The following is a 19,747-nucleotide window of genomic DNA, read 5'->3' as shown; positions in this document are numbered from 1 at the left end:
ATATTCTTTACTTGATATAACTAATGATATCACAATTGCATCAATAATAACTTCCCTTTTAGTTCAAAAATAGTTTTTCCATACAAAAAAGACTAGTCATAAATACAATAACTAGCCTTTCTTTAAAGATACAATCTTAGCATTGTTTTGCTGATACTTTGAAAAGAATCCCTCATCCAAGCAAAGCAGTTCTTCAATTTCTTGATATGTTAAATATTTACCGGAAATATTCGAATATTCATCAACAAATGATTTGGGAGTATATATTTTTTCTTCAAACAATAACTCTAACGCCTCTTCAAAAGCCTCTGGCATGGCTATCGGCATAATTTCATCCAAAGGTTCTACTTTTCTCCATCCTCTTTTACTCAAATTCTTATAAAGTCTCACAAACTCATCTTGTGTTATTATTTCTAGCTGCTTTGCCCTATAAATCATTGATGCAATAGATACTTTCCATTTCACCTTCAATTCTCTATAATGGTTTAAGTTTAAAGGATCCTTAGAGACGTCAATACTAAACGCTTTTTTAGGAAGTAGAAAGTACCCTGCTAACGAGTCCGCTTCTCTTTCTATTTTCTTATATACATCATTGTTTTCATCTTCAATATTATCAATGTCTTCATGTTGAATGAAATGCGCCAATTCGTGTATGACATCAAATTGCCTTCTGTAAAAAGACTTTTTATTACTACCTAAAACAATAACATAATAATTCTTTACTCCATTTTGAAATTCCACTGTGACTCTTTGGCTAAAAGCATCTATCTTTTCACTCGAAAACGTTAAATCTGAAATTACAAATCCTTTACTTTCTAAAAGTTCTACGGCATTTTCAATAGGAGCTTCTCCTAAATTCCATAGATTTCTCAACAAGCCAGCTTTTTCTTCCAAACCCTCTATATCACTCAAATCAGGTAACTCAAATTCTGGAAATTCTACTGTTTCCTCTAAAAAGCTCCTAAGACTAACAATATTTTCAACTCTCGACAATTGATATTGTTTATCCTTTTTTGAAGTACTTAAAAGTGATCGGAAATACGAGTTTCCATATGCAAAGTTCTGTTTATTCGAAGAATAAAAAAATTCTTTTGGGAATCTCAATGCTTGCAGCAAAGAAAATAATATTTCAGGAGTTGGTGCAGAAATGTTCTGTTCATATTTTGAAATCATCTGTTTAGATACACCAATTTTCTCTTTAAGTTCCTCTAGAGTCATCCCTCTATACATTCTTGCTTCTTTCAATCTTTGACCATTAAATTGGTGTTGTATTGACACTGTCATTACCTCTATTCGGCTTTTCTTTTTCTACCTTTAAGTTTAACATGCTTGTTTTTTCTATTTTTTAATTCAGCTCTTCCGTTACCTTCTATTTCTGAATCACTAGCAGCAATAATGTAATCTGATGGAATAAATTTACTCCAATCTTCACTATATAATATTTCACAGCCATCAGATAATTCATACATAGTAATCTTGGGAGTATCTCCAATAGAGTTATCTCTTGTAATTATACAAACTTTCTCTATATATTCACCAAATTGCTCTAATATTTTATTTGCTTTTTCTGAAGCTTCCCCATAAAGATCTGAACTAAATCGATCGATAGTGTATTCAGTCGGATCAAAGAGTTGTCCATATTTATCATGCTCTTCTTCTGGTGATGGATTCTTTAACAATATTACACTTGTGAGATATGTCAATCCTCTTTCCTTATGAAACTTTCTCATTAGCTGATTTTTGTTATCTTCAGACATAAATGCATACATAACCTTTTCCATCTTATCAATGAAAATAACTGAGCGTTTATCAATGAATTGAAATCTTTCAGCCAATTGAGTATCAATAATTTTTTTCAAATTATCCGCTCTCTTTAACTTACCGAAATTTAAGTTTCGGCTCTTATAGTCTATATTATATTTATTAACAATCTCCTTTAACTCGTTTTCATAGCCATGATAAATTTGTTCAACAATAGCAACCTTCAAATTCTCTTCCAATCAATAACACTCCTTCAATATAAGATATACCTACTTTAACACACAAGGAGATTTTTTTCAAATATCGATCGAAAAAGGAGATTACCATCGATTTTGTCAACCTTCCGATTTTATCTATTAAGTAAAGTTCAGCAAAAAATCTATTTTTCTTCTTCTAAATCGAACTCAATACTTCTCTTCACCCTCTGTATCGTGCTCACACTCAATCTGCTCCTTTTAGAAACCTCTTTATAACTTAATCCTGATTTCAGTAATTCATAAGCATGTCTTTTATCATCTGTTATTTTGCTTTAGGGCGTCCTTCTCGGCAGTTCGGATTTATTTCTCTTAGCAAATGCTTTACCCTCCTGTGTGCACTCTACGATCAGGTCACGCTACATTTCAGCTACTGACAAAATTGTACGCATTAACATCCGACCAATAGATGTATTTTCAATGGTACCGAGATTAAGATTCTTAATTGTAATATTTCGTTCTAGCAGCGGTTCAATCACTTCTAATGCTTCTTTAGTATTCATTGTAAAACGCTCCAGCTTCGTGACTACAACTGTATCGTTATCCTTCAGAATTGATAATAACTTGGTAAATTCGGGACAATTTATTTTCATTCCTATAAATTTTTCTTTATACATATTTTCTTCAAACACGCCAACTTGTTTAAATTGTTCCAGTTGCTGCCCTAATGACTGAGCTGTCGTACTTACTCTCACATATCCATAAATCATAAAATATTACTTCTTATCTTAATTATTTTTTGACCTAAGTTAATGAACATCTATCAAGATTGACAAATCAACAAACAAATAGTTGGTAAAAAACTATTATGTTTCTGATCAACTAAAGAATCTATAAATCATTTTCTAATGAAATCCCCCTTCATTTCTCTCCCTAAAAGTTTAGGTAAATTTTTTGATTAATTCCTAAAACATAGGGTGTTTGTATCAACCCATAAGACATATCGTATGTTAAAACTTCTTGTTCTGGGATTACATTAAGTGAATTATAGAAAAAACTCCTTGTGGCTCTTTTTATGTATCTGGTCTGGTAGTAATAAGCAATCGCAGGTGAAAATTTTCTAAGAACATTACTATCATTGTAATCACTAAACTTAATTGTCAACTTATCTGCAATAATTCCAACGGCTCCTTTTAAAACACTTTATGTACAAATAATTATCACACAACCAAAAGATTTCCCTATATTTAACCAATTTGCTAAGTATACAAATTTTCAAATCGTATCTATCAACATAGTTAGATAGATTTTCAGGCAAAATAAAAAACTCCGAATGCTGTTATATCAACATTCAGAGATTCTATTATAGGTTTAACCCACACTGCCTTCCATCTCATAACTAATCAACCGATTCAACTCAACCGCATATTCCATCGGTAATTCTTTCGTAAATGGTTCAACAAAGCCCATAACAATCATTTCTGTCGCTTCGGCTTCAGATAAGCCGCGACTCATTAGATAATATAATTGTTCTTCAGAAATTTTTGAAACTTTGGCTTCGTGTTCTAAGGACACTTGGCTGTTATGGATTTCATTAAACGGAATCGTATCTGATTTTGATTTTTCGTCCATGATAATCGTATCGCATTCGATGTGGGAAATCGAGCCTGCGCTGTCTTTTCCAAAAGTCACTTGGCCACGGTAGTTAACTTCGCCGCCGTCTTTAGCAATTGATTTTGAAACAATTGAGCTAGAGGTATTCGGCGCATTGTGAATCATTTTGGCCCCAGTATCTTGGATTTGGTTAGCGCCAGCAAAGGCAATCGATAACATCGTGCCACGGGCACCTTTGCCATCTAAGTAAACGCTTGGGTATTTCATGGTTGTTTTAGCTCCTAAGTTCCCATCAATCCATTCGACAGTGGCACCTTCGTAAGCTTTAGCACGTTTGGTTACTAAGTTGTAGACGTTATCTGACCAGTTTTGAATAGTGGTATAACGACAATAAGCATCTTTTCTAGTGAAAATTTCTACGATGGCCGCATGCAAGCTGTTACTTGAATACGTGGGTGCCGTACAACCTTCAACATAGTGAACGCTGGCCCCTTCATCGACAATAATCAAGGTCCGTTCAAATTGGCCGGTATTTTCAGCGTTGATTCGGAAATATGTTTGTAATGGTACATCAACTCGAACGCCTTTTGGTACATAAATAAAGGTTCCACCTGACCAAACAGCTGAGTTTAAAGCGGCCAGTTTATTATCTGTTGGCGGCACAAGTTTTGAAAAATACTCTTTGAATAAGTCAGGATATTCTTTTAAAGCAGAGTCAGTATCTGTAAAAATGATGCCTAATTTTTCAAATTCTTCTTTCATGTTGTGGTAAACAACTTCTGATTCATATTGAGCAGAAGCCCCAGCTAGATAAGCACGCTCAGCTTCGGGAATCCCAATTTTTTCAAAGGTTTCTTTGATTTTATCAGGTACATCATCCCAATCGCGTGCAGGTTTGTCACTCGGTTTTTGGTAATATTTAATTTTACTAAAGTCAATATCTGACAGGTCTGGACCCCATTCTTGCATGGGCATTTTATTGAATTGTTCTAACGATTTTAAACGGAAGTCAAGCATCCATTCTGGTTCGCCTTTCACGCGAGAAATTTCGCGAACGACGTCTTCTGTTAGGCCGTCTCCGGTACTAAAGACTGGTTCCACATCGTCGTGAAAGCCAAATTTATATTCTTCTAATTCAGGTACTGTACTCAATTCGTCGTCACCCTTTCTTTATTTTTCACAATGTAAATGACCAGCTTCGCCTTGGCCGTTATTAGCAACAGCCTGCTCTAAGGCTTTCCAAGCCAGGGTTGCACATTTGATCCGAGCTGGAAATTTAGCTACGCCGCTTAACATTGCTGCATCGCCTAATTTTTCATCTTCGGCCACTTCATTTCCTTGAACAAGTTGAGAGAAATCCTCTGCTAAGGCCGTTGCTTCGGCGATTGTTTTTCCTAAGACCGCATCAGTCATCATACTAGCACTTGCGGTACTGATGGAACAGCCACTTCCTTGAAAGGCGATATCTTTAATCACACCGTCTTCAATGGCCACATCCAGTTCAATCACATCTCCACAAGTAGGATTATTCAGTTCAATTGTTTGGCTAGACGCATCTAGCGTTCCGTGGTGATGTGGGTGGCTAGAATGGTCCAAAATGACTTGGCGATATAAGTTATCTAATTTAGAAAGTGCCATGCTGGAAAAACTCCTTTGTCGCTTTAATCGCTTCAACTAAGCGATCTGCGTCTTCTTTGGTATTGTATAAATAAAAACTTGCCCGTGCGGTTGCTGGCACGCTCAAATAGTTTAATAACGGTTGCGCGCAATGGTGACCCGCTCTGACAGCGACCCCTTCCATATCTAACGCCGTAGCCACATCATGTGGATGTAAACCTTCAATATTAAAAGCAATCACACCTGTGTGGTCTTTTGGATTCTGTGGACCATAAATCGTCAAGCCCTCGATAGCTTGCAACTTCGGCAAAACATAGTGAACAAGGGCTGCTTCATGTTGATGAATGGCCTCCAAACCAATTTCTGTTAAATAATCAATGGCGGCACCTAAGGCAATTGCCCCAGCAATATTAGGTGTGCCAGCTTCAAATTTCCATGGAAGCTCTTTCCAAGTACTTTCTTGAAGATGAACAAAGTCAATCATTTCGCCACCAAATTCCACAGGTTCCATTTGTTCCAATAAATGACGTTTGCCATAAAGGACACCAATTCCAGTTGGTCCACACATTTTGTGACCACTAAATGCATAAAAATCAGCATCGATGGCTTGAACGTCCACAGGCATATGAGGAACTGCTTGCGCGCCGTCTACCACCATCACAGCGCCATTTTGATGAGCTAATTGTGTTAATTCTTCGATTGGATTAATGACCCCTAACACATTTGAAACATGAGCAATCGAAACAATTTTCGTTTTTTCTGTAATTTGTTGACGTGCACTTGCCATGTCTAAAAAGCCGTCTTCAGTGACGTCTATATACTTCAAAATGGCTCCTGTACGTTGGGCTAATTGTTGCCAGGGAATAATGTTTGAATGATGTTCCATGTAAGATATGACGATTTCATCCCCGGCTGTAACTGCCAAGTCACCATAACTTTTGGCAATCCAATTCAAACTGGTTGTTGTTCCTCGTGTAAATAAAACTTCCGCTGTTTCTTTGGCATGGATAAATTGGCGAACCTTTTCGCGGGAGGCTTCATAGTCCTTCGTTGCTCGTTCGGCTAACGTGTGCACCCCACGATGAACATTGGCATTATCGGTTTCATAATAATGTCGTAAAACATCTAACACCGCCGTTGGTTTTTGGGTTGTCGCAGCATTGTCTAAATAAACTAGCGGTTCATCATTAACTTCTTGAAATAAAATAGGGAACGATTGACGAATGGTTGCTGCATCCATCATGCGTTTAACTTCCCTTCAATTACTTCTACAAATTCATTTTGTACTTCTTTAACTGGAATTGCTGTAATGACAGAACCTAGGAAGCCACGAATCACCAAACGTTCCGCTTCTTCTTTACGCAAGCCGCGGCTCATTAAATAATACATTTCTTCTGGATCTACTCGACCAACGCTGGCTGCGTGTCCGGCAGTCACTTCATTTTCATCAATTAAAAGAATTGGATTGGCATCACCACGAGCTTTATCAGACAGCATTAAAACACGACTTTCTTGCTGTGCGTCGGCTCCTTTTGCGCCTTTTAAAATGTGGCCAATTCCGTTAAACGTTAAAGTACCACGTTCACGAATGACTCCATGTTGTAAAATATGACCAATCGAATGTGGCGCTTTGTTTGTCACTCGTGTGTCGATGCCTTGTGTTTGTTTACCTGCACTAATTGCAACGACTTTAACTTCTGAATGAGCGCCTTCGCCAACTAAATCAGAATCAAAATCAGCCACAACATCGCCATCATTCATGACGCCTAGAGCCCAATCAACAGAGGCATCCCGCATAATATAGCCACGACGATTCATATAAGTCGTTACAGTTTGCCCTAATTGATCCACGGCTGAGTATTTAACTTTTGCGCCATCTTTCGCAATCACTTCCACAACAATATTTCCAGAAGCTTTCTCTGCGTGATGACCAGTGGATTGAAAACGTTCTAAATAACTGAATTCACTATGATTATCTGCAACGATTAAAACATGTTTAAAGAAAGGTTGGTTGCTATCTGAATCCTGAATAAACAAAGATTCAATGGGCTCTTCAATCACTACGTTTTTAGGAACGTATAAGAAAACGCCACTATTCATGAAAGCTGCATGAGCTGCTGTCAGCTTATCTTCTTCTGGTAATACGGCTTTAGTCATATAGTATTCTTTAACTAATTCTGGGTGCTCTTGTAAAGCAGTAAAAATGTCTGTAAAAATTACCCCTTGTTCCGCTAATGAGGCTGGCAATTGCTCAAAAGCATGAAAAGATCCTTGTTGAACAATTAAAGGATTGTCTTTCATTTGATCAAAACTTGCGACATTTCCTTCAGAAGGCACATAACTTTCCATGTGAACATTTAATAAAGGCCAACGATGAAATTTCACACGATCAATATGTGGTAACTCACTTTCGTCAGCGTTTTTTAAAGCCGTTGTTCGCAATTCAGTCATCCAAGCTGGTTCTTCATGTTCTAGTGAAAAAGCGGTGACTTCGTCAAGATAATCCATTAGATTTACTTTTTTCATTTATCTTGTCCTCCTTACGCTTCTTCTTTGTAATCAATACCTAATTCTTGGCTGATACCAGCATAGCCTTCTGTTTCTAAACGTTTTGCCAAGTCAGCCCCACCGGTTTTCACAACGCGGCCTTCCATCATGATATGAACAACATCTGGCGTGATATAGTTCAATAAGCGTTGATAATGGGTAATAATTAACGCACCAAAGTTCTCGCCGCGCATTTCATTAACCCCTTTAGAAACTACTTTTAACGCATCGATATCTAAGCCTGAATCAATTTCATCTAAAATGGCAAACGTTGGCTCTAACATCAATAATTGTAAAATTTCATTTCGTTTTTTCTCGCCGCCAGAAAACCCTTCGTTTAAGTAACGCTCAGCCATTTCTTCAGGCATATTTAATAATTCCATTTTGCTATCTAATTTTTTTAAGAACTGCATGACTGACATTTTGTTGTCTTCGTCACGTTTTGCATTGATTGCTGCACGCATGAATTCAGCATTGGTAATCCCTGGAATTTCACTTGGGTATTGCATTGCTAAGAATAAGCCTAGGCGAGCGCGTTCGTCTACTTCTAAATCTAAAACGTTGACGCCGTCAAATAGAATTTCTCCTTCTGTGACTTCATAGTTAGGATTTCCCATAATTGCTGCTGATAAAGTAGATTTACCAGTCCCATTAGGTCCCATAATTGCATGGATTTCTCCAGTATTAATTGTTAAATCGACCCCTTTTAGAATCTTTTTATCTTCAATTGATACGTGTAAATTTTTGATTTCTAACACAGACATGTACAATTCCCTCCAACTTGTTTTAATCGTTTTTCCGTTCTCACTCATTTTAGCCTAATTGAGAATGAATCGCAAATTACAATTGCTAAAAATAACAACTCTTATCATCAAATTTTAGGATTCAATTTGTGAAGAAAAATTTTAAAAGGCTGATATTTCAAAGTTTCTCTATATTTTTAAGTGATCGTCCCTACACAAAGAAAAAAATTCTGGTAGAATAAAAAAATTTATTAAAGAAAGCGTTTTCTTGGATAATTACTTTAGAATAACTTTCACAAAGAGAGCGTTGAGATACGCCTTTCTCATCTATACAAAAAAAATCCAGAGCATTTGCTTCTCTGGATTCAATAATTTTTATTAGTGATTGGTTTTATACTTCTAAAAGTTCTTGTTCTTTTTCAGCAGTAATCGCATCGATATTTTTGATGCTATCGTCTGTTAATTTTTGAACATCTTTTTCAAATGAACGTAATTCATCTTCAGTGATGTCGCTATTTTTTTGAGCTTTTTTCAACTCATCCATTGCATCACGACGAACGTTACGGACAGCAACTTTTGAGTTTTCCGCTTCTTTTTTCACGTCTTTGGCTAATTCTTTCCGACGTTCTTCCGTTAATTGTGGAATCACTAAACGGATGACATTTCCATCATTGGTTGGACTAATGCCGATATCACTCATTTGAATAGCTTTTTCAATGTCAGCGATAGAATTTTTGTCAAACGGTGTAATCATTAATACACGTGCTTCTGGGATATTGATACTTGCTAATTGGTTAACTGGTGTTGGTGCACCATAATATTCTACTTGAATACGGTCTAATAGACTTGCGTTCGCACGACCAGCACGAATTTGACCTAATTCACGGCGTAAGCTTTCTTCCGCTTTTGTCATTTTTTCTTTGGCTGTTGCTAAAACTTCTTTAGACATTCTTTATTTCCCCCTTACAGTTGTTCCGATATTTTCACCAAGGATGGCACGACGGATATTTCCTGCTTCATTTAGGTTAAAGACAACTAAAGGAATATCGTTATCCATACTTAATGAGCTTGCTGTTGAATCCATTACTTGCAGCCCTTTAGAAATAACATCTAAATGTGTTAGTTCTTCAAATTTTGTCGCTGTTTCATCCACACGTGGATCCGCAGAATAAACACCATCAACATTGTTCTTCGCCATTAAGATGACGTCCGCATCTACTTCTGCAGCTCGTAACGCAGCCGTTGTATCTGTCGAGAAGTAAGGATTTCCTGTTCCTCCGGCAAAAATAACAACGCGGCCTTTTTCTAAATGACGTTCTGCACGACGACGAATGTATGGTTCTGCAATTTGACGCATTTCAATTGATGTTTGAACACGTGTAGGCACACCAAGATTTTCTAATGTATCTTGCAATGCTAAGGCATTCATCACAGTAGCTAACATGCCCATATAATCTGCTTGTGCACGTTCCATGCCCATTTGAGCACCAATTTGTCCACGCCAGATGTTCCCGCCGCCAACCACGATGGCCATTTCGATACCTAATTCATGGACCTCTTTAATTTCTTGGACGATTTCTTTAATGACTGGTGGTTTAATGCCAAAACCGTCTTCTCCGGCTAGCGCTTCTCCACTTAACTTTAATACGACACGTTGATACTTAGGTTTAACCATCATAATTCCCTCCAAGATTCTCTAAAAATCATTCAATTCCTCATTTAGATGACTTTTCACCAAAATGATTTTTTAGACCAAGCAGTGCGATCCACTGGTTTTGCCTAAAAAAAGGGAGCGCATATCAAAGTTATGCGTTCCCAAATGGCTGAAAGACTGCCTTGAATCAAGCAGTAATCAATTTATGCAGCTTCCTTTGGGGATCGCTGTCTGTTTAGATACTTATGATTCACGGCTTTTCAACCGAGCGTTTGATGCTCTTAGTTTTTCATTTGGCTCATTACTTCATCCGCAAAGTTATCTTCACGTTTTTCGATACCTTCGCCAACTTCAAAACGTACGAATGATTTCACTTCGCCGCCTTTAGAAGCAACAAATTTTTCGACAGTCATATCTGGATCTTTAACAAATGGTTGGTCAACCAAAGCGATTTCTGCTTTGAATTTTTGTAGACGACCAACAACCATTTTTTCAACGATATTTGCTGGTTTACCTTCGTTTAATGCTTGTTCAGTTAACACAGCTTTTTCGTGTTCTAATTCTTCTTGAGGAATTTGAGATTCATTGACATAGCGAGGGTTGATTGCCGCGATGTGCATAGCAACATCTTTCGCTACTTCTTCGTCAGTTGTGCCATCGATAACTGTTAATACAGCAATACGGCCACCCATGTGTAAGTAAGCGCCAAATGCAGCATTGTCAGCTTTTTCGACAACTTCAAAACGACGGAAGCTGATTTTTTCACCGATAACAGTTGTTGCTTCGATTAAATCAGATTCGATTGTGCCTTTTTCAGTTTTAATAGCCATTGCTTCTTCCATCGTAGCTGGTTTGTTTTCAGCAACTTTAGTCGCAATATCTTTAACTAAATCTTGGAACATTTCGTTTTTAGAAACGAAGTCAGTTTCTGAGTTTACTTCAACGATTGCTGCAACGTTACCTACAGTTGCTACGTTTGCTAAACCTTCAGCCGCAATGCGGTCATTTTTCTTCGCTGCTTTAGCCATACCATTTTCACGTAAAAAGTCTACGGCTTTTTCCATGTCGCCTTCTACTTTTACTAATGCTTTTTTAGCGTCCATCATTCCAACGCCAGTCATATCGCGTAATTCTTTTACCATTTTAGCTGTAACGTCTGCCATTATTTGTGTCCTCCTCGGATATTATCAATTCTTTTTAAAAAAGCTATCTCAAAGGAGAATCAGGCTTTTTGTCGCCTAGCCTTTGAGACAGCTCCGTAATCATTATTATTCAGCTGATTCGTTGTTTCCTTCAACAACATCAACGATTTCTTCGATTGAAGTTGCTTCTGGTGTTTCTTCAACGAATAACTCTTCAGTTGCTTGGTCTTCCCCTTGGTTACCTTCGATGAAAGCATCAGCCATTTTAGCAGTGATTAATTTCACGGCGCGGATTGCATCATCATTTGAAGGGATTACAACATCGATCTCATCAGGATCACAGTTTGTATCAACCATTGCAACGATTGGAATGTTTAATTTGTGTGCTTCTTGAACAGCAATGCGTTCTTTACGTGGGTCAACGATGTACATTACATCTGGAATTCTTGGCATATCAGCGATACCACCTAAGAATTTTTCTAAACGTTCACGTTCTTTGTTTAAGCCAGCAACTTCTTTCTTAGGTAAAACTTCGAAAGTGCCGTCTTCTTCCATTGCATTGATTTTTTTCAAGCGAGCAATACGTTTTTGGATTGTATCCCAGTTAGTTAACGTACCACCTAACCAACGATGGTTTACATAGTATTGACCAGCGCGGATTGCTTCATCTTTGATTGCTTCTTGTGCTTGTTTTTTAGTTCCTACGAATAAAGCAACGCCGCCTTCTTCTGCAACGTTTTTCATGTAATCGTAAGCTGCATCTACTAATTTCACTGTTTTTTGTAAGTCAATAATGTAGATACCGTTTCTTTCTGTGAAGATATATTTCTTCATTTTTGGGTTCCAGCGACGAGTTTGGTGACCAAAGTGTACGCCGGCTTCTAGTAATTGTTTCATAGAAATTACTGCCATGTTGTGTTTCCTCCAGTTTGGTTTTTATTTTCCTCTTCTTTTCGTCAACTCCTTGAAGAACTACCGTAGTAGCACCACTTCGCAGATGGAAAAGAATGTGGATTTCGTGTGTGAAAATCACACCTTTAACAGTATAAGATATTTTCAGAAAAATAGCAAGCCTTAAAACTAGAAATGTCGCTCCTACTGCGCTTGCCAAACAAGATGACATTCTTCGTTTCCTGTTTCATCGATGGTTCGCTTTTGTTGGACAAAGCCTTGTTTTTGATAAAAGGCGTACGCTGCTTGATTTTCCCTGTAAACAGCCAAAGATAAGATGTCCTGTTCTTCTTTTGCTACTTGCAGTAATTTCTGACCGATGCCCTTCCCTTGAAACACTTTTTTTATAAAAATTCCTGCGATATAGTTATCCATTAAGCCTAAAAACCCAATTATCTGACCCTCTTCTTCTGCTAAGATCAGTGTTGCTTTTGGTAACGCAGCGCGGACAAATGCCTTATTTTCTTGCCAATAAGTTGGTGCGACAAATGGATGAGCTTCTAGATTCGTTTGCAGCCAAATAGCCATAATGGTTTCTAATTCTTTTTCTGTTAACTGGGTTGTCTTTTTGATAGTCAGCATTTTTTGACACTCGTTTCTGTTATTGATTATTTTCAAAATAAAACATTAACACGCCTGCTGCGATAGCGACATTCAATGATTCCGCTTGACCTTTCATTGGAATATAAAGATTTTTCGTGGTTTCTGCTAACAATTCTGGCGAAACCCCGCTACCTTCATTGCCTAAAATCAACGCATAATTTTCCACTGCCTCTTGTTCATAATAAGCAATCGCAGCTTCATTTAGTTCTGTACCGAAAACTGGTAGACCTTGCTTCTTGAATGCCTGAACCACTTCAGTCAACTCTCGTTGGAGAACTGGTAAATGATAGTGGCTTCCCTGCATTGAGCGCAACACTTTTGTATTGTAAATATCTGCTGTGCCCTTACCTAAAATCACGCCTGCTAAACCTGCTGCATCAGCTGTGCGAATCATCGTACCAACATTACCAGGGTCTTGGATATTATCTAAAAGTAACCAACCACCTTTAAAAGAAAGCGACTGCTCTTGTTGCGTTTCCAAGGTGACAATTGCCAAAATCCCTTGTGAAGTTGGCAACTCCGACAAGCTATTTAAAACCTCATCACTTACAAAAATTAATTTTTCTGTTTCTTGTTCAGCTAACCAAGTTCCCCATTCTTGTTGACCTCTTTGGTTAAACAAAATCCACTGGACATCGGCATTGGCCTTCACAGCTTCTTCAACTAAATGAAATCCTTCTATTATATATTGGTTCAGTTCTTCTCGGTACTTCTTTTTGTGTAATTTTTTCCATTCTTTTAATTGGTTATTTTTCGTTGATGTAATTTCTTTCATAAGTCACCTCGCCTTTGTATTATAGCATGCTTCTAGCTTGCTTGGATACTTGCTAGAACCAAGAAAAATCGCTATCATAAAGAAAAAAGCAAAGGAAGTGTCTCTCATGGAAAAACTAAGAATGAATGTACAAGGACGTGTCCAAGGTGTTGGCTTCCGCTACATGACAAAAATGGTGGCAGATCAATTAGGTGTCACTGGTTCGGTGAAGAACGAAGACGACGGGTCCGTTTCAATCACAGCAATTGCACCTGAAGACATAATGGAAACATTTATCAAAAAAATCAAAGATTCCCCCAGTCCAGCGGGACGTGTAACGTATGTTGATATTCAAGAAGACCCTTTGTTAGAAGAAACGGAACAATTTAAAGTGATTCAATAAACTTACTTTCTAACGATTGATTTCTTTGGAAAGAAGCCTTGAACAGCAAGTAGTTCCTGCTTTTTATTGATTTTTGTAAGAGCTTCTTTTCGATTTTGATTGAAAAAGAGCGCTGTTTCAAGTATAGTTAACCATGTAAAAATTTTTTAGAAAAGGACCGAATTACATGCGTAAATTAAACCGATGGCTTTACGGCTCTGGCTTACTATTTTTAGTAATGTTTTTATCAGGCTGTGTGAAAACAGGAGCAGATGGACAACCAACTGGTGAAGGTTTTGTCTATAACTTCCTTGTTTTACCGATGAGTAATGCAATTACTTATCTTGTCGATAACTTTAATTGGAACTATGGTTGGGCGATTATTTTTATCACCATTATTGTACGGATCATTATTTTACCGTTAGGCTTACATCAATCGAAAAAAAGCTTTATCCAAACGGAAAAAATGCAAGCAATCAAACCCCAAGTGGATGTTGCACAAGCAAAAATGAAACAAGCAAGTACGCGTGAAGAGCAAATGGCCGCACAAGCAGAACTACAAAAGATTTATAAAGAAAACAATGTGAGTATGGTTGGCGGAATTGGTTGTTTGCCTTTATTAATTCAAATGCCTATTTTCTCTTCTCTGTTCTTTGCTGCTCGTTATACAAAAGGTATTGCCACGGCAAGCTTCTTAGGAATGAATTTAGGGCAACCAAATATGATTTTAGTGGCATTAGCTGGTTTAGCCTATTTAGCTCAAGGTTATATTTCAATGATTGGTATTCCTGAAGAACAAAAGAAAACAATGAAATCAATGCTGATTGTTTCACCATTAATGATTGTTTTCATGTCCTTTAGCTCACCTGCAGGCGTAGCGCTTTACTGGGTAGTTGGTGGTATTTTCACATGTATTCAATCTGCCATCACAAATATCCTCTTACGTCCAAGAATTAAAAAACAAGTACAAGAAGAATTGAAAAATAACCCACCAAAACAAGTGGTTACTCCTATTAAGGATGTGACACCAAAAGAAACAAACAAAGCAACGCAAAAAACGAACCAACCAAAAGCAAACGGCAATAAAGGTCGCAATGCTGGAAAACAAAAACGTAAATAAAAAAAGGATCGCCTCTAAACGGCGATCCTTTTTTTACTTCAATTCTTTCCCAGTTATCTCTTCAATAGTTCGAATAGACTTTGGACCAAAGCCATGCAACGAAAGTAACGCTTTTCGGCCTCGTGCATAGAGTTCATCCACACTGTCGATTTTTTCATTCGTTAGCGCACGAACAGCTGGCTTTGATAATTGTGTTAAAATTTGTTCAAATGTTGTTTCTAGCATGCTGTCGGTTCCTCCATAGCGGTCGAAAAGCAGCGCTTTTTATTTTACAATTAATAAATCTAAGCTAGCAATTGATAACGCCATTTTAGCAATTTGCATTAATTGTTTTAATCGGTTTTGTTTGACTTTTTCATCCTCAACCATAACCATCGTTTCATTGAAGTACGCATCAATTAACGGACGTAGATTTACTAGTGCTTCATAGTTTTCTGCAATCGTGCGTGTCGCAAATGCTTCAGATAAATCGTTAACTGCTTGATACAGTTCTTTTTCTGCCTTATTTTCAAACAGACTTGGATCAATCCCTTCTTCAGTATCACCTAAAAGTTCTTGACCTTTTTTCGCTAAATTAATAACACGCGTTAAGGCTTCCATTGATGGTTTAAAATCTTGATCTTCAAAACGGCTTTTTAAAATATTCGCTGAAGCAAATAATTTCGATAAATCGGCTTGCTCAGCAGACACCACTGCATCGATAATGTCATGGCGAACATTTTTCGTCATTAATAATTGACGTAAGCGAGCTTTCACAAATTCAACGACTTCTGCTTGTCCTTCGTTTAGTAAAACGCCATATTTCTCAACATCTTGATTCACTGCTTCATCAACTTCTGTTTGTAATTGAACTAATGGGAAGGTCCAGCCTTTATCTTCAATAATTCGGATAACGCCATAGGTTTGACGACGAAGTGCATAAGGATCGTTAGAACCTGTTGGAATCATACCAACTGAGAAGAATGAAAAGACGCTGTCAAGCTTATCGGCTAAGGCTAAAACAGCCCCGATTGCTGTTTCTGGCAATTCACCTTCACTGGAAGTTGGTAGATAATGTTCTCGAATCGCCGTTGCTACGGCTGGTTTTTCGCCTTGTAATAAGGCATATTTTTCTCCCATAATTCCTTGTAATTCTGGGAATTCACCAACCATATTTGTTACTAAGTCAAATTTATAAATTTCAGAGGCACGTTTTAAATCTTCCAATTCCTCCTCAGATAAGCCAACTTTTCGACCAATGATTTGTGCAATTAAAGCAACCCGTTGCATTTTTTCATAAATTGAGCCAATCTTTTCATGGAAAGTCACATTTTTTAGTTTTTCAACACATGCTTCAATCGTTAATTTTTTATCTTCATTATAAAAGAATTCTGCATCTTCTAAACGAGCAATTAACACTTTTTCATTTCCTTTAATCACGTTTTCAAGGTGAACATTATCCCCATTGCGAACAGCGATAAAATGCGGCATTAATAAGCCTTGGTCGTTACGAACTTCAAAGTAACGTTGGTGTTCTTTCATAGAAGTCACTAATACTTCATCTGGAACAGATAAATATTTTTCATCAAAACTGCCTACAAATGCAGTTGGATATTCCACTAAATTCGTAACTTCTTCCAATAACTCTTCATCTAAAGCTAACTGCCAATTTTTTTCTGCAGCGAGAGCGTTCGCTTGATCAACAATCATTTGTTTCCGTTCATTCGGTTGAACCACTACAAATTGTTCTTTTAATTTTGCTTCATATTCATTAGCATGTTGGAACGTCACATCGTCTCCCAAGAAACGGTGGCCACGAGAAGTTTGCCCTGTTGTCACGTCTAACACTTTGAAAGGAATTACTTCATCATCAAGTAGTGCCACAATCCAGTGAATTGGACGAATATATTCGAAATCATAGTTTGCCCAGTGCATTGTTACCGGGAAAGTTAGACTTGTAATCACGTCATTTAATTTTGTTAATACCTCTTTGGCACTTTGGCCTTTGGTAAACTTCGTCACATAGACATATTCGACACCATTTAATTCTTTGAAAACAATGTCCTCAGTTGTAACTCCTTGGCCGCGTACAAAACCTTGTGCAGCTTTTGACCAATTTCCTTCAGCATCTAAAGCAATCTTTTTCGCTGGACCTTTTACTTCTTCTTCAACATCCGCTTGTTTTTCAGGAATCGCAGTTACTTTCACGGCTAAACGACGAGGTGTGGCAAAGGATTGCACTGTTTCATAGTCTAAATGATGTTCATCTAAAAATTTGATTACTTTTTCTTCAAGTTGGATACGGCTTGGTGTGACAACATGTGCGGGCATTTCTTCTAAGCCAATTTCTAATAATAAATCTTTTGCCATGTTATTCTGCCTCCTTGGATACGTGTTGGTCTTTATTTAATAATGGGAACCCTAATTTTTCACGTTCAGCCACAAAAATTTTCGCTACGGAACGAGCCATATTCCGAATGCGGGCTAAATATCCTGCACGTTCCGTTACAGAGACAGCACCGCGAGCATCTAATAAATTGAATGTATGGCTACATTTTAAAATATAATCATAGGCTGGATGAACTAAACTTTCTTCAATACAGCGTTTAGCTTCTTTTTCAAATTTGTCAAAGTTTTCTAAAAGCATTTCTTGGTTACTAATTTCAAAGGAATATTTTGAATGTTCATATTCAGGTTGCACAAAAATTTCACCATATTTAACGCCTTGTGTCCATTCTAGATCATAGACACTTTCGACTTCTTGGATATATGATGCCAAGCGTTCTAACCCGTAAGTAATTTCAGAAGTGACAGGATGACATTGTAAGCCGCCAACTTGTTGGAAATACGTAAATTGGGTAATTTCCATGCCATCTAACCAAACTTCCCAACCTAAACCAGCACAGCCCATTGAAGGATTTTCCCAGTTATCTTCTACAAAACGAATGTCATGTTCTAATGGATCAATTCCTAATAATTTCAAACTTTCTAGATAAAGTTCTTGGATATTTTCAGGAGAAGGCTTCATTACAACTTGGAATTGATGATGTTGGTATAGACGGTTCGGATTTTCACCATAGCGTCCATCAGCTGGACGACGAGAAGGTTCTACGTAGGCAGCATTCCATGGTTCAGGTCCAATGGCACGTAAAAACGTGTAAGGACTCATGGTGCCGGCTCCCTTTTCTGTATCATAGGCTTGCATTAACATACAGCCATTAGATGACCAAAATTTTTGTAAGGTTAAAATCATTTCTTGTACGGTTAACTTGTTTTTCATTGTTTTCCTCCTTGGAATATTTTTTATAGACATAGGGATTGGCTTTGCTTCGGGAATGTAAATTTAAAAAGGGCTACAGAGAAACAATTTTGTAGAATGGGATAATTTTTATGCTGTTCATCATCTACTCTGTCGCCTTTGCGCCAATTGAGCTTTTTTGAATAAACGTTACTATTTTTTCTTTTGGTGTTAACTGTTTGCTTTTTTTTATTCGGTTACAACGTTCCCTTTGGTCACCTTGTGCTGTTCCACATCTGCTCTGACACTTTGTGTCAGTCGCAGTGAGGAACATGCAAAAAGTCCCCATGCCTATTAATAGACATAGGGACGAATAATTATCGCGGTTCCACCCTACTTCCGATGTGTTCATCGGCAGCTTCGTTTGTCGTACTCCAAAGTGCCTTTCAAAAGTTCCGTGTTTCTGGCTCCCACTCTCCCAGATTCGCTTAACAGAGGGTTCTTTTTACTTCTCTTTTTCTTCGTACGTATTTAACTTCTCTATCATAATACGGTGTCTGAGGGAAGTTGTCAAATTTTTTTTAGAAAAACGTCTGCTTGTTTATGTTTATTTTTCTTCCTTCTTTCGTGGCGGAATTTTTAACGTATTTTCCCACGTTTTCATTTGATCAATAAATTTTTTACTTTTTAAGTGCAAACCAACATATTCATCGTATAACATATCAATCGTTTCTCGAATACTCTTCTTAGTTTCTTCTTTTACTTGAATGTTTTGGACTTTTTCATAGGAGACTTGCGCAAATAAGCGAATAAAATGAATTGCTCTAGGATCTGCATGGTAGCGCTGTTCATCTAAATGCCAATGTTTTTCACAAAGCACACCGCTATACTTTGAAGAGTAGTCAAATTTCCCTTGTGTTTCGCCACAAGCCACACAATGATGCCATTCTGGTCGTACACCAAACCGTTCTAACAATTGAATTTCAAAAATATTTGTAATGATTTCCGGATCTTTTTGCTCATTTAAAGCGGATAATGCCATGTGGGTAAATTGAAATAAGTTCGGATCATAGTGCTGATCTTCAATTGCTGCATCGACTAAGTTTAAAATATATGTTCCATATGCGTTAATAAATATGTCTTGTTGAATGTTTCGAAAAGGTTGAACTTCTTTGCTGCTATTGAGAAAAGATAAGCCTTCTTCTCTAAAATTTCCGATGTAGACGGCTTCTGTAAATGGCAGAATCGCTGGCAAAAGAGGATTATTTTTTCGATGCGCGCCTTTCACAAAAAACATCAATTTTCCATAGGATTCTGTAAAAATTTTGACGAGTTTATCCTTCTCTTTAAAATCCTTCGTAAATAAAATAATGCCTTTGGTCTCCCCTAATGCCATTCAATTCACTTCCATTTCTTATGTAAATTAGTGTAGTGTTTGGAAAGTTCGT

Annotated in this window: 19 protein-coding genes and 1 pseudogene; 2 read left to right on the top strand and 18 right to left on the bottom strand. The window is 37.4% G+C overall.

Annotated features, from left to right (window positions below; translation table 11 throughout):
- Nucleotides 1-111 precede the first annotated feature (111 nt).
- The 14 genes and pseudogenes from HMPREF2810_RS14205 to HMPREF2810_RS14140 all read right to left on the bottom strand — a co-directional run bounded on the left by HMPREF2810_RS14205 (nt 112) and on the right by HMPREF2810_RS14140 (nt 13,601).
- On the bottom strand, nt 112-1,278 hold the full coding sequence (locus HMPREF2810_RS14205) for a helix-turn-helix domain-containing protein (protein ID WP_010815201.1): 1,167 nt from the start codon (nt 1,276-1,278) through the stop codon (nt 112-114).
- 11 nt (nt 1,279-1,289) lie between these two features.
- Nucleotides 1,290-2,000 carry a DUF5986 family protein gene (locus tag HMPREF2810_RS14200; protein ID WP_002384237.1) on the bottom strand — a complete coding sequence of 237 codons (711 nt, stop codon included), beginning with the start codon at nt 1,998-2,000 and terminating at the stop codon, nt 1,290-1,292.
- A gap of 140 nt (nt 2,001-2,140) precedes the next feature.
- Nucleotides 2,141-2,725 (bottom strand): annotated as a pseudogene (locus tag HMPREF2810_RS14195) (recombinase family protein).
- Between the two features lie 601 nt (nt 2,726-3,326).
- The gene (gene sufB, locus HMPREF2810_RS14190; RefSeq protein WP_002356769.1) at nt 3,327-4,721 is read right to left on the bottom strand and encodes a Fe-S cluster assembly protein SufB; all 1,395 of its coding nucleotides are present in this window, start codon (nt 4,719-4,721) and stop codon (nt 3,327-3,329) included.
- Nucleotides 4,722-4,739: 18 nt separating this feature from the next.
- Nucleotides 4,740-5,207 (bottom strand): Fe-S cluster assembly sulfur transfer protein SufU, encoded by a 468-nt coding sequence (sufU, locus tag HMPREF2810_RS14185; protein WP_002356768.1) that lies wholly within the window; start codon nt 5,205-5,207, stop codon nt 4,740-4,742.
- Nucleotides 5,194-6,429, bottom strand: coding sequence for a cysteine desulfurase (locus tag HMPREF2810_RS14180; protein WP_002372178.1), 1,236 nt, complete (start codon nt 6,427-6,429; stop codon nt 5,194-5,196). Before HMPREF2810_RS14180 ends, sufU begins: the two co-directional genes overlap by 14 nt.
- Nucleotides 6,426-7,712, bottom strand: coding sequence for a Fe-S cluster assembly protein SufD (sufD, locus tag HMPREF2810_RS14175; RefSeq protein ID WP_002368983.1), 1,287 nt, complete (start codon nt 7,710-7,712; stop codon nt 6,426-6,428). The genes HMPREF2810_RS14180 and sufD overlap by 4 nt, the downstream gene beginning before the upstream one ends.
- A 14-nt stretch (nt 7,713-7,726) precedes the next feature.
- Nucleotides 7,727-8,497 carry a Fe-S cluster assembly ATPase SufC gene (sufC, locus tag HMPREF2810_RS14170; protein ID WP_002356763.1) on the bottom strand — a complete coding sequence of 257 codons (771 nt, stop codon included), beginning with the start codon at nt 8,495-8,497 and terminating at the stop codon, nt 7,727-7,729.
- 370 nt (nt 8,498-8,867) lie between these two features.
- Nucleotides 8,868-9,425 carry a ribosome recycling factor gene (gene frr, locus HMPREF2810_RS14165; RefSeq protein WP_002384235.1) on the bottom strand — a complete coding sequence of 186 codons (558 nt, stop codon included), beginning with the start codon at nt 9,423-9,425 and terminating at the stop codon, nt 8,868-8,870.
- A 3-nt stretch (nt 9,426-9,428) separates the two neighbouring features.
- Nucleotides 9,429-10,151 (bottom strand): UMP kinase, encoded by a 723-nt coding sequence (gene pyrH, locus HMPREF2810_RS14160; protein ID WP_002356761.1) that lies wholly within the window; start codon nt 10,149-10,151, stop codon nt 9,429-9,431.
- A gap of 260 nt (nt 10,152-10,411) precedes the next feature.
- Complete coding sequence (gene tsf, locus HMPREF2810_RS14155) at nt 10,412-11,293, bottom strand: translation elongation factor Ts (RefSeq protein WP_002356760.1); 882 nt, start codon at nt 11,291-11,293, stop codon at nt 10,412-10,414.
- Nucleotides 11,294-11,398: 105 nt separating this feature from the next.
- Nucleotides 11,399-12,184, bottom strand: coding sequence for a 30S ribosomal protein S2 (rpsB, locus tag HMPREF2810_RS14150; RefSeq protein ID WP_002356759.1), 786 nt, complete (start codon nt 12,182-12,184; stop codon nt 11,399-11,401).
- Between the two features lie 183 nt (nt 12,185-12,367).
- Nucleotides 12,368-12,805, bottom strand: coding sequence for a GNAT family N-acetyltransferase (locus tag HMPREF2810_RS14145; RefSeq protein WP_010815202.1), 438 nt, complete (start codon nt 12,803-12,805; stop codon nt 12,368-12,370).
- Nucleotides 12,806-12,824: 19 nt separating this feature from the next.
- On the bottom strand, nt 12,825-13,601 hold the full coding sequence (locus tag HMPREF2810_RS14140) for a TrmH family RNA methyltransferase (protein WP_002356757.1): 777 nt from the start codon (nt 13,599-13,601) through the stop codon (nt 12,825-12,827).
- Between the two features lie 106 nt (nt 13,602-13,707).
- Between HMPREF2810_RS14140 and HMPREF2810_RS14135 the strand changes: the two genes are divergently transcribed.
- A complete protein-coding gene (locus HMPREF2810_RS14135; protein ID WP_002356756.1) occupies nt 13,708-13,983 on the top strand; it encodes an acylphosphatase in 276 nt (91 codons plus the stop codon).
- 166 nt (nt 13,984-14,149) lie between these two features.
- Nucleotides 14,150-15,082, top strand: coding sequence for a membrane protein insertase YidC (gene yidC, locus HMPREF2810_RS14130; protein ID WP_002384232.1), 933 nt, complete (start codon nt 14,150-14,152; stop codon nt 15,080-15,082).
- 33 nt (nt 15,083-15,115) lie between these two features.
- Here yidC and HMPREF2810_RS15825 read toward each other — a convergent pair whose 3' ends face one another.
- The 4 genes from HMPREF2810_RS15825 to recO form a co-directional block, all read right to left on the bottom strand.
- Complete coding sequence (locus HMPREF2810_RS15825) at nt 15,116-15,307, bottom strand: DNA-directed RNA polymerase subunit alpha C-terminal domain-containing protein (protein ID WP_002384231.1); 192 nt, start codon at nt 15,305-15,307, stop codon at nt 15,116-15,118.
- 39 nt (nt 15,308-15,346) lie between these two features.
- Nucleotides 15,347-17,431, bottom strand: a complete 2,085-nt coding sequence (gene glyS, locus HMPREF2810_RS14120) for a glycine--tRNA ligase subunit beta (protein WP_002370425.1) — start codon at nt 17,429-17,431, stop codon at nt 15,347-15,349.
- A gap of 1 nt (nt 17,432) precedes the next feature.
- A complete protein-coding gene (gene glyQ, locus HMPREF2810_RS14115) occupies nt 17,433-18,341 on the bottom strand; it encodes a glycine--tRNA ligase subunit alpha (protein WP_010706545.1) in 909 nt (302 codons plus the stop codon).
- Between the two features lie 565 nt (nt 18,342-18,906).
- Nucleotides 18,907-19,695, bottom strand: coding sequence for a DNA repair protein RecO (gene recO / locus HMPREF2810_RS14110; protein WP_002356748.1), 789 nt, complete (start codon nt 19,693-19,695; stop codon nt 18,907-18,909).
- Between the last annotated feature and the right edge of the window lie 52 nt (nt 19,696-19,747).

Source organism: Enterococcus sp. HMSC078F03 (genome assembly GCF_001811595.1).
Lineage (GTDB): Bacteria > Bacillota > Bacilli > Lactobacillales > Enterococcaceae > Enterococcus > Enterococcus faecalis.
This window is presented reverse-complemented; position numbering and strand designations above follow the sequence as displayed.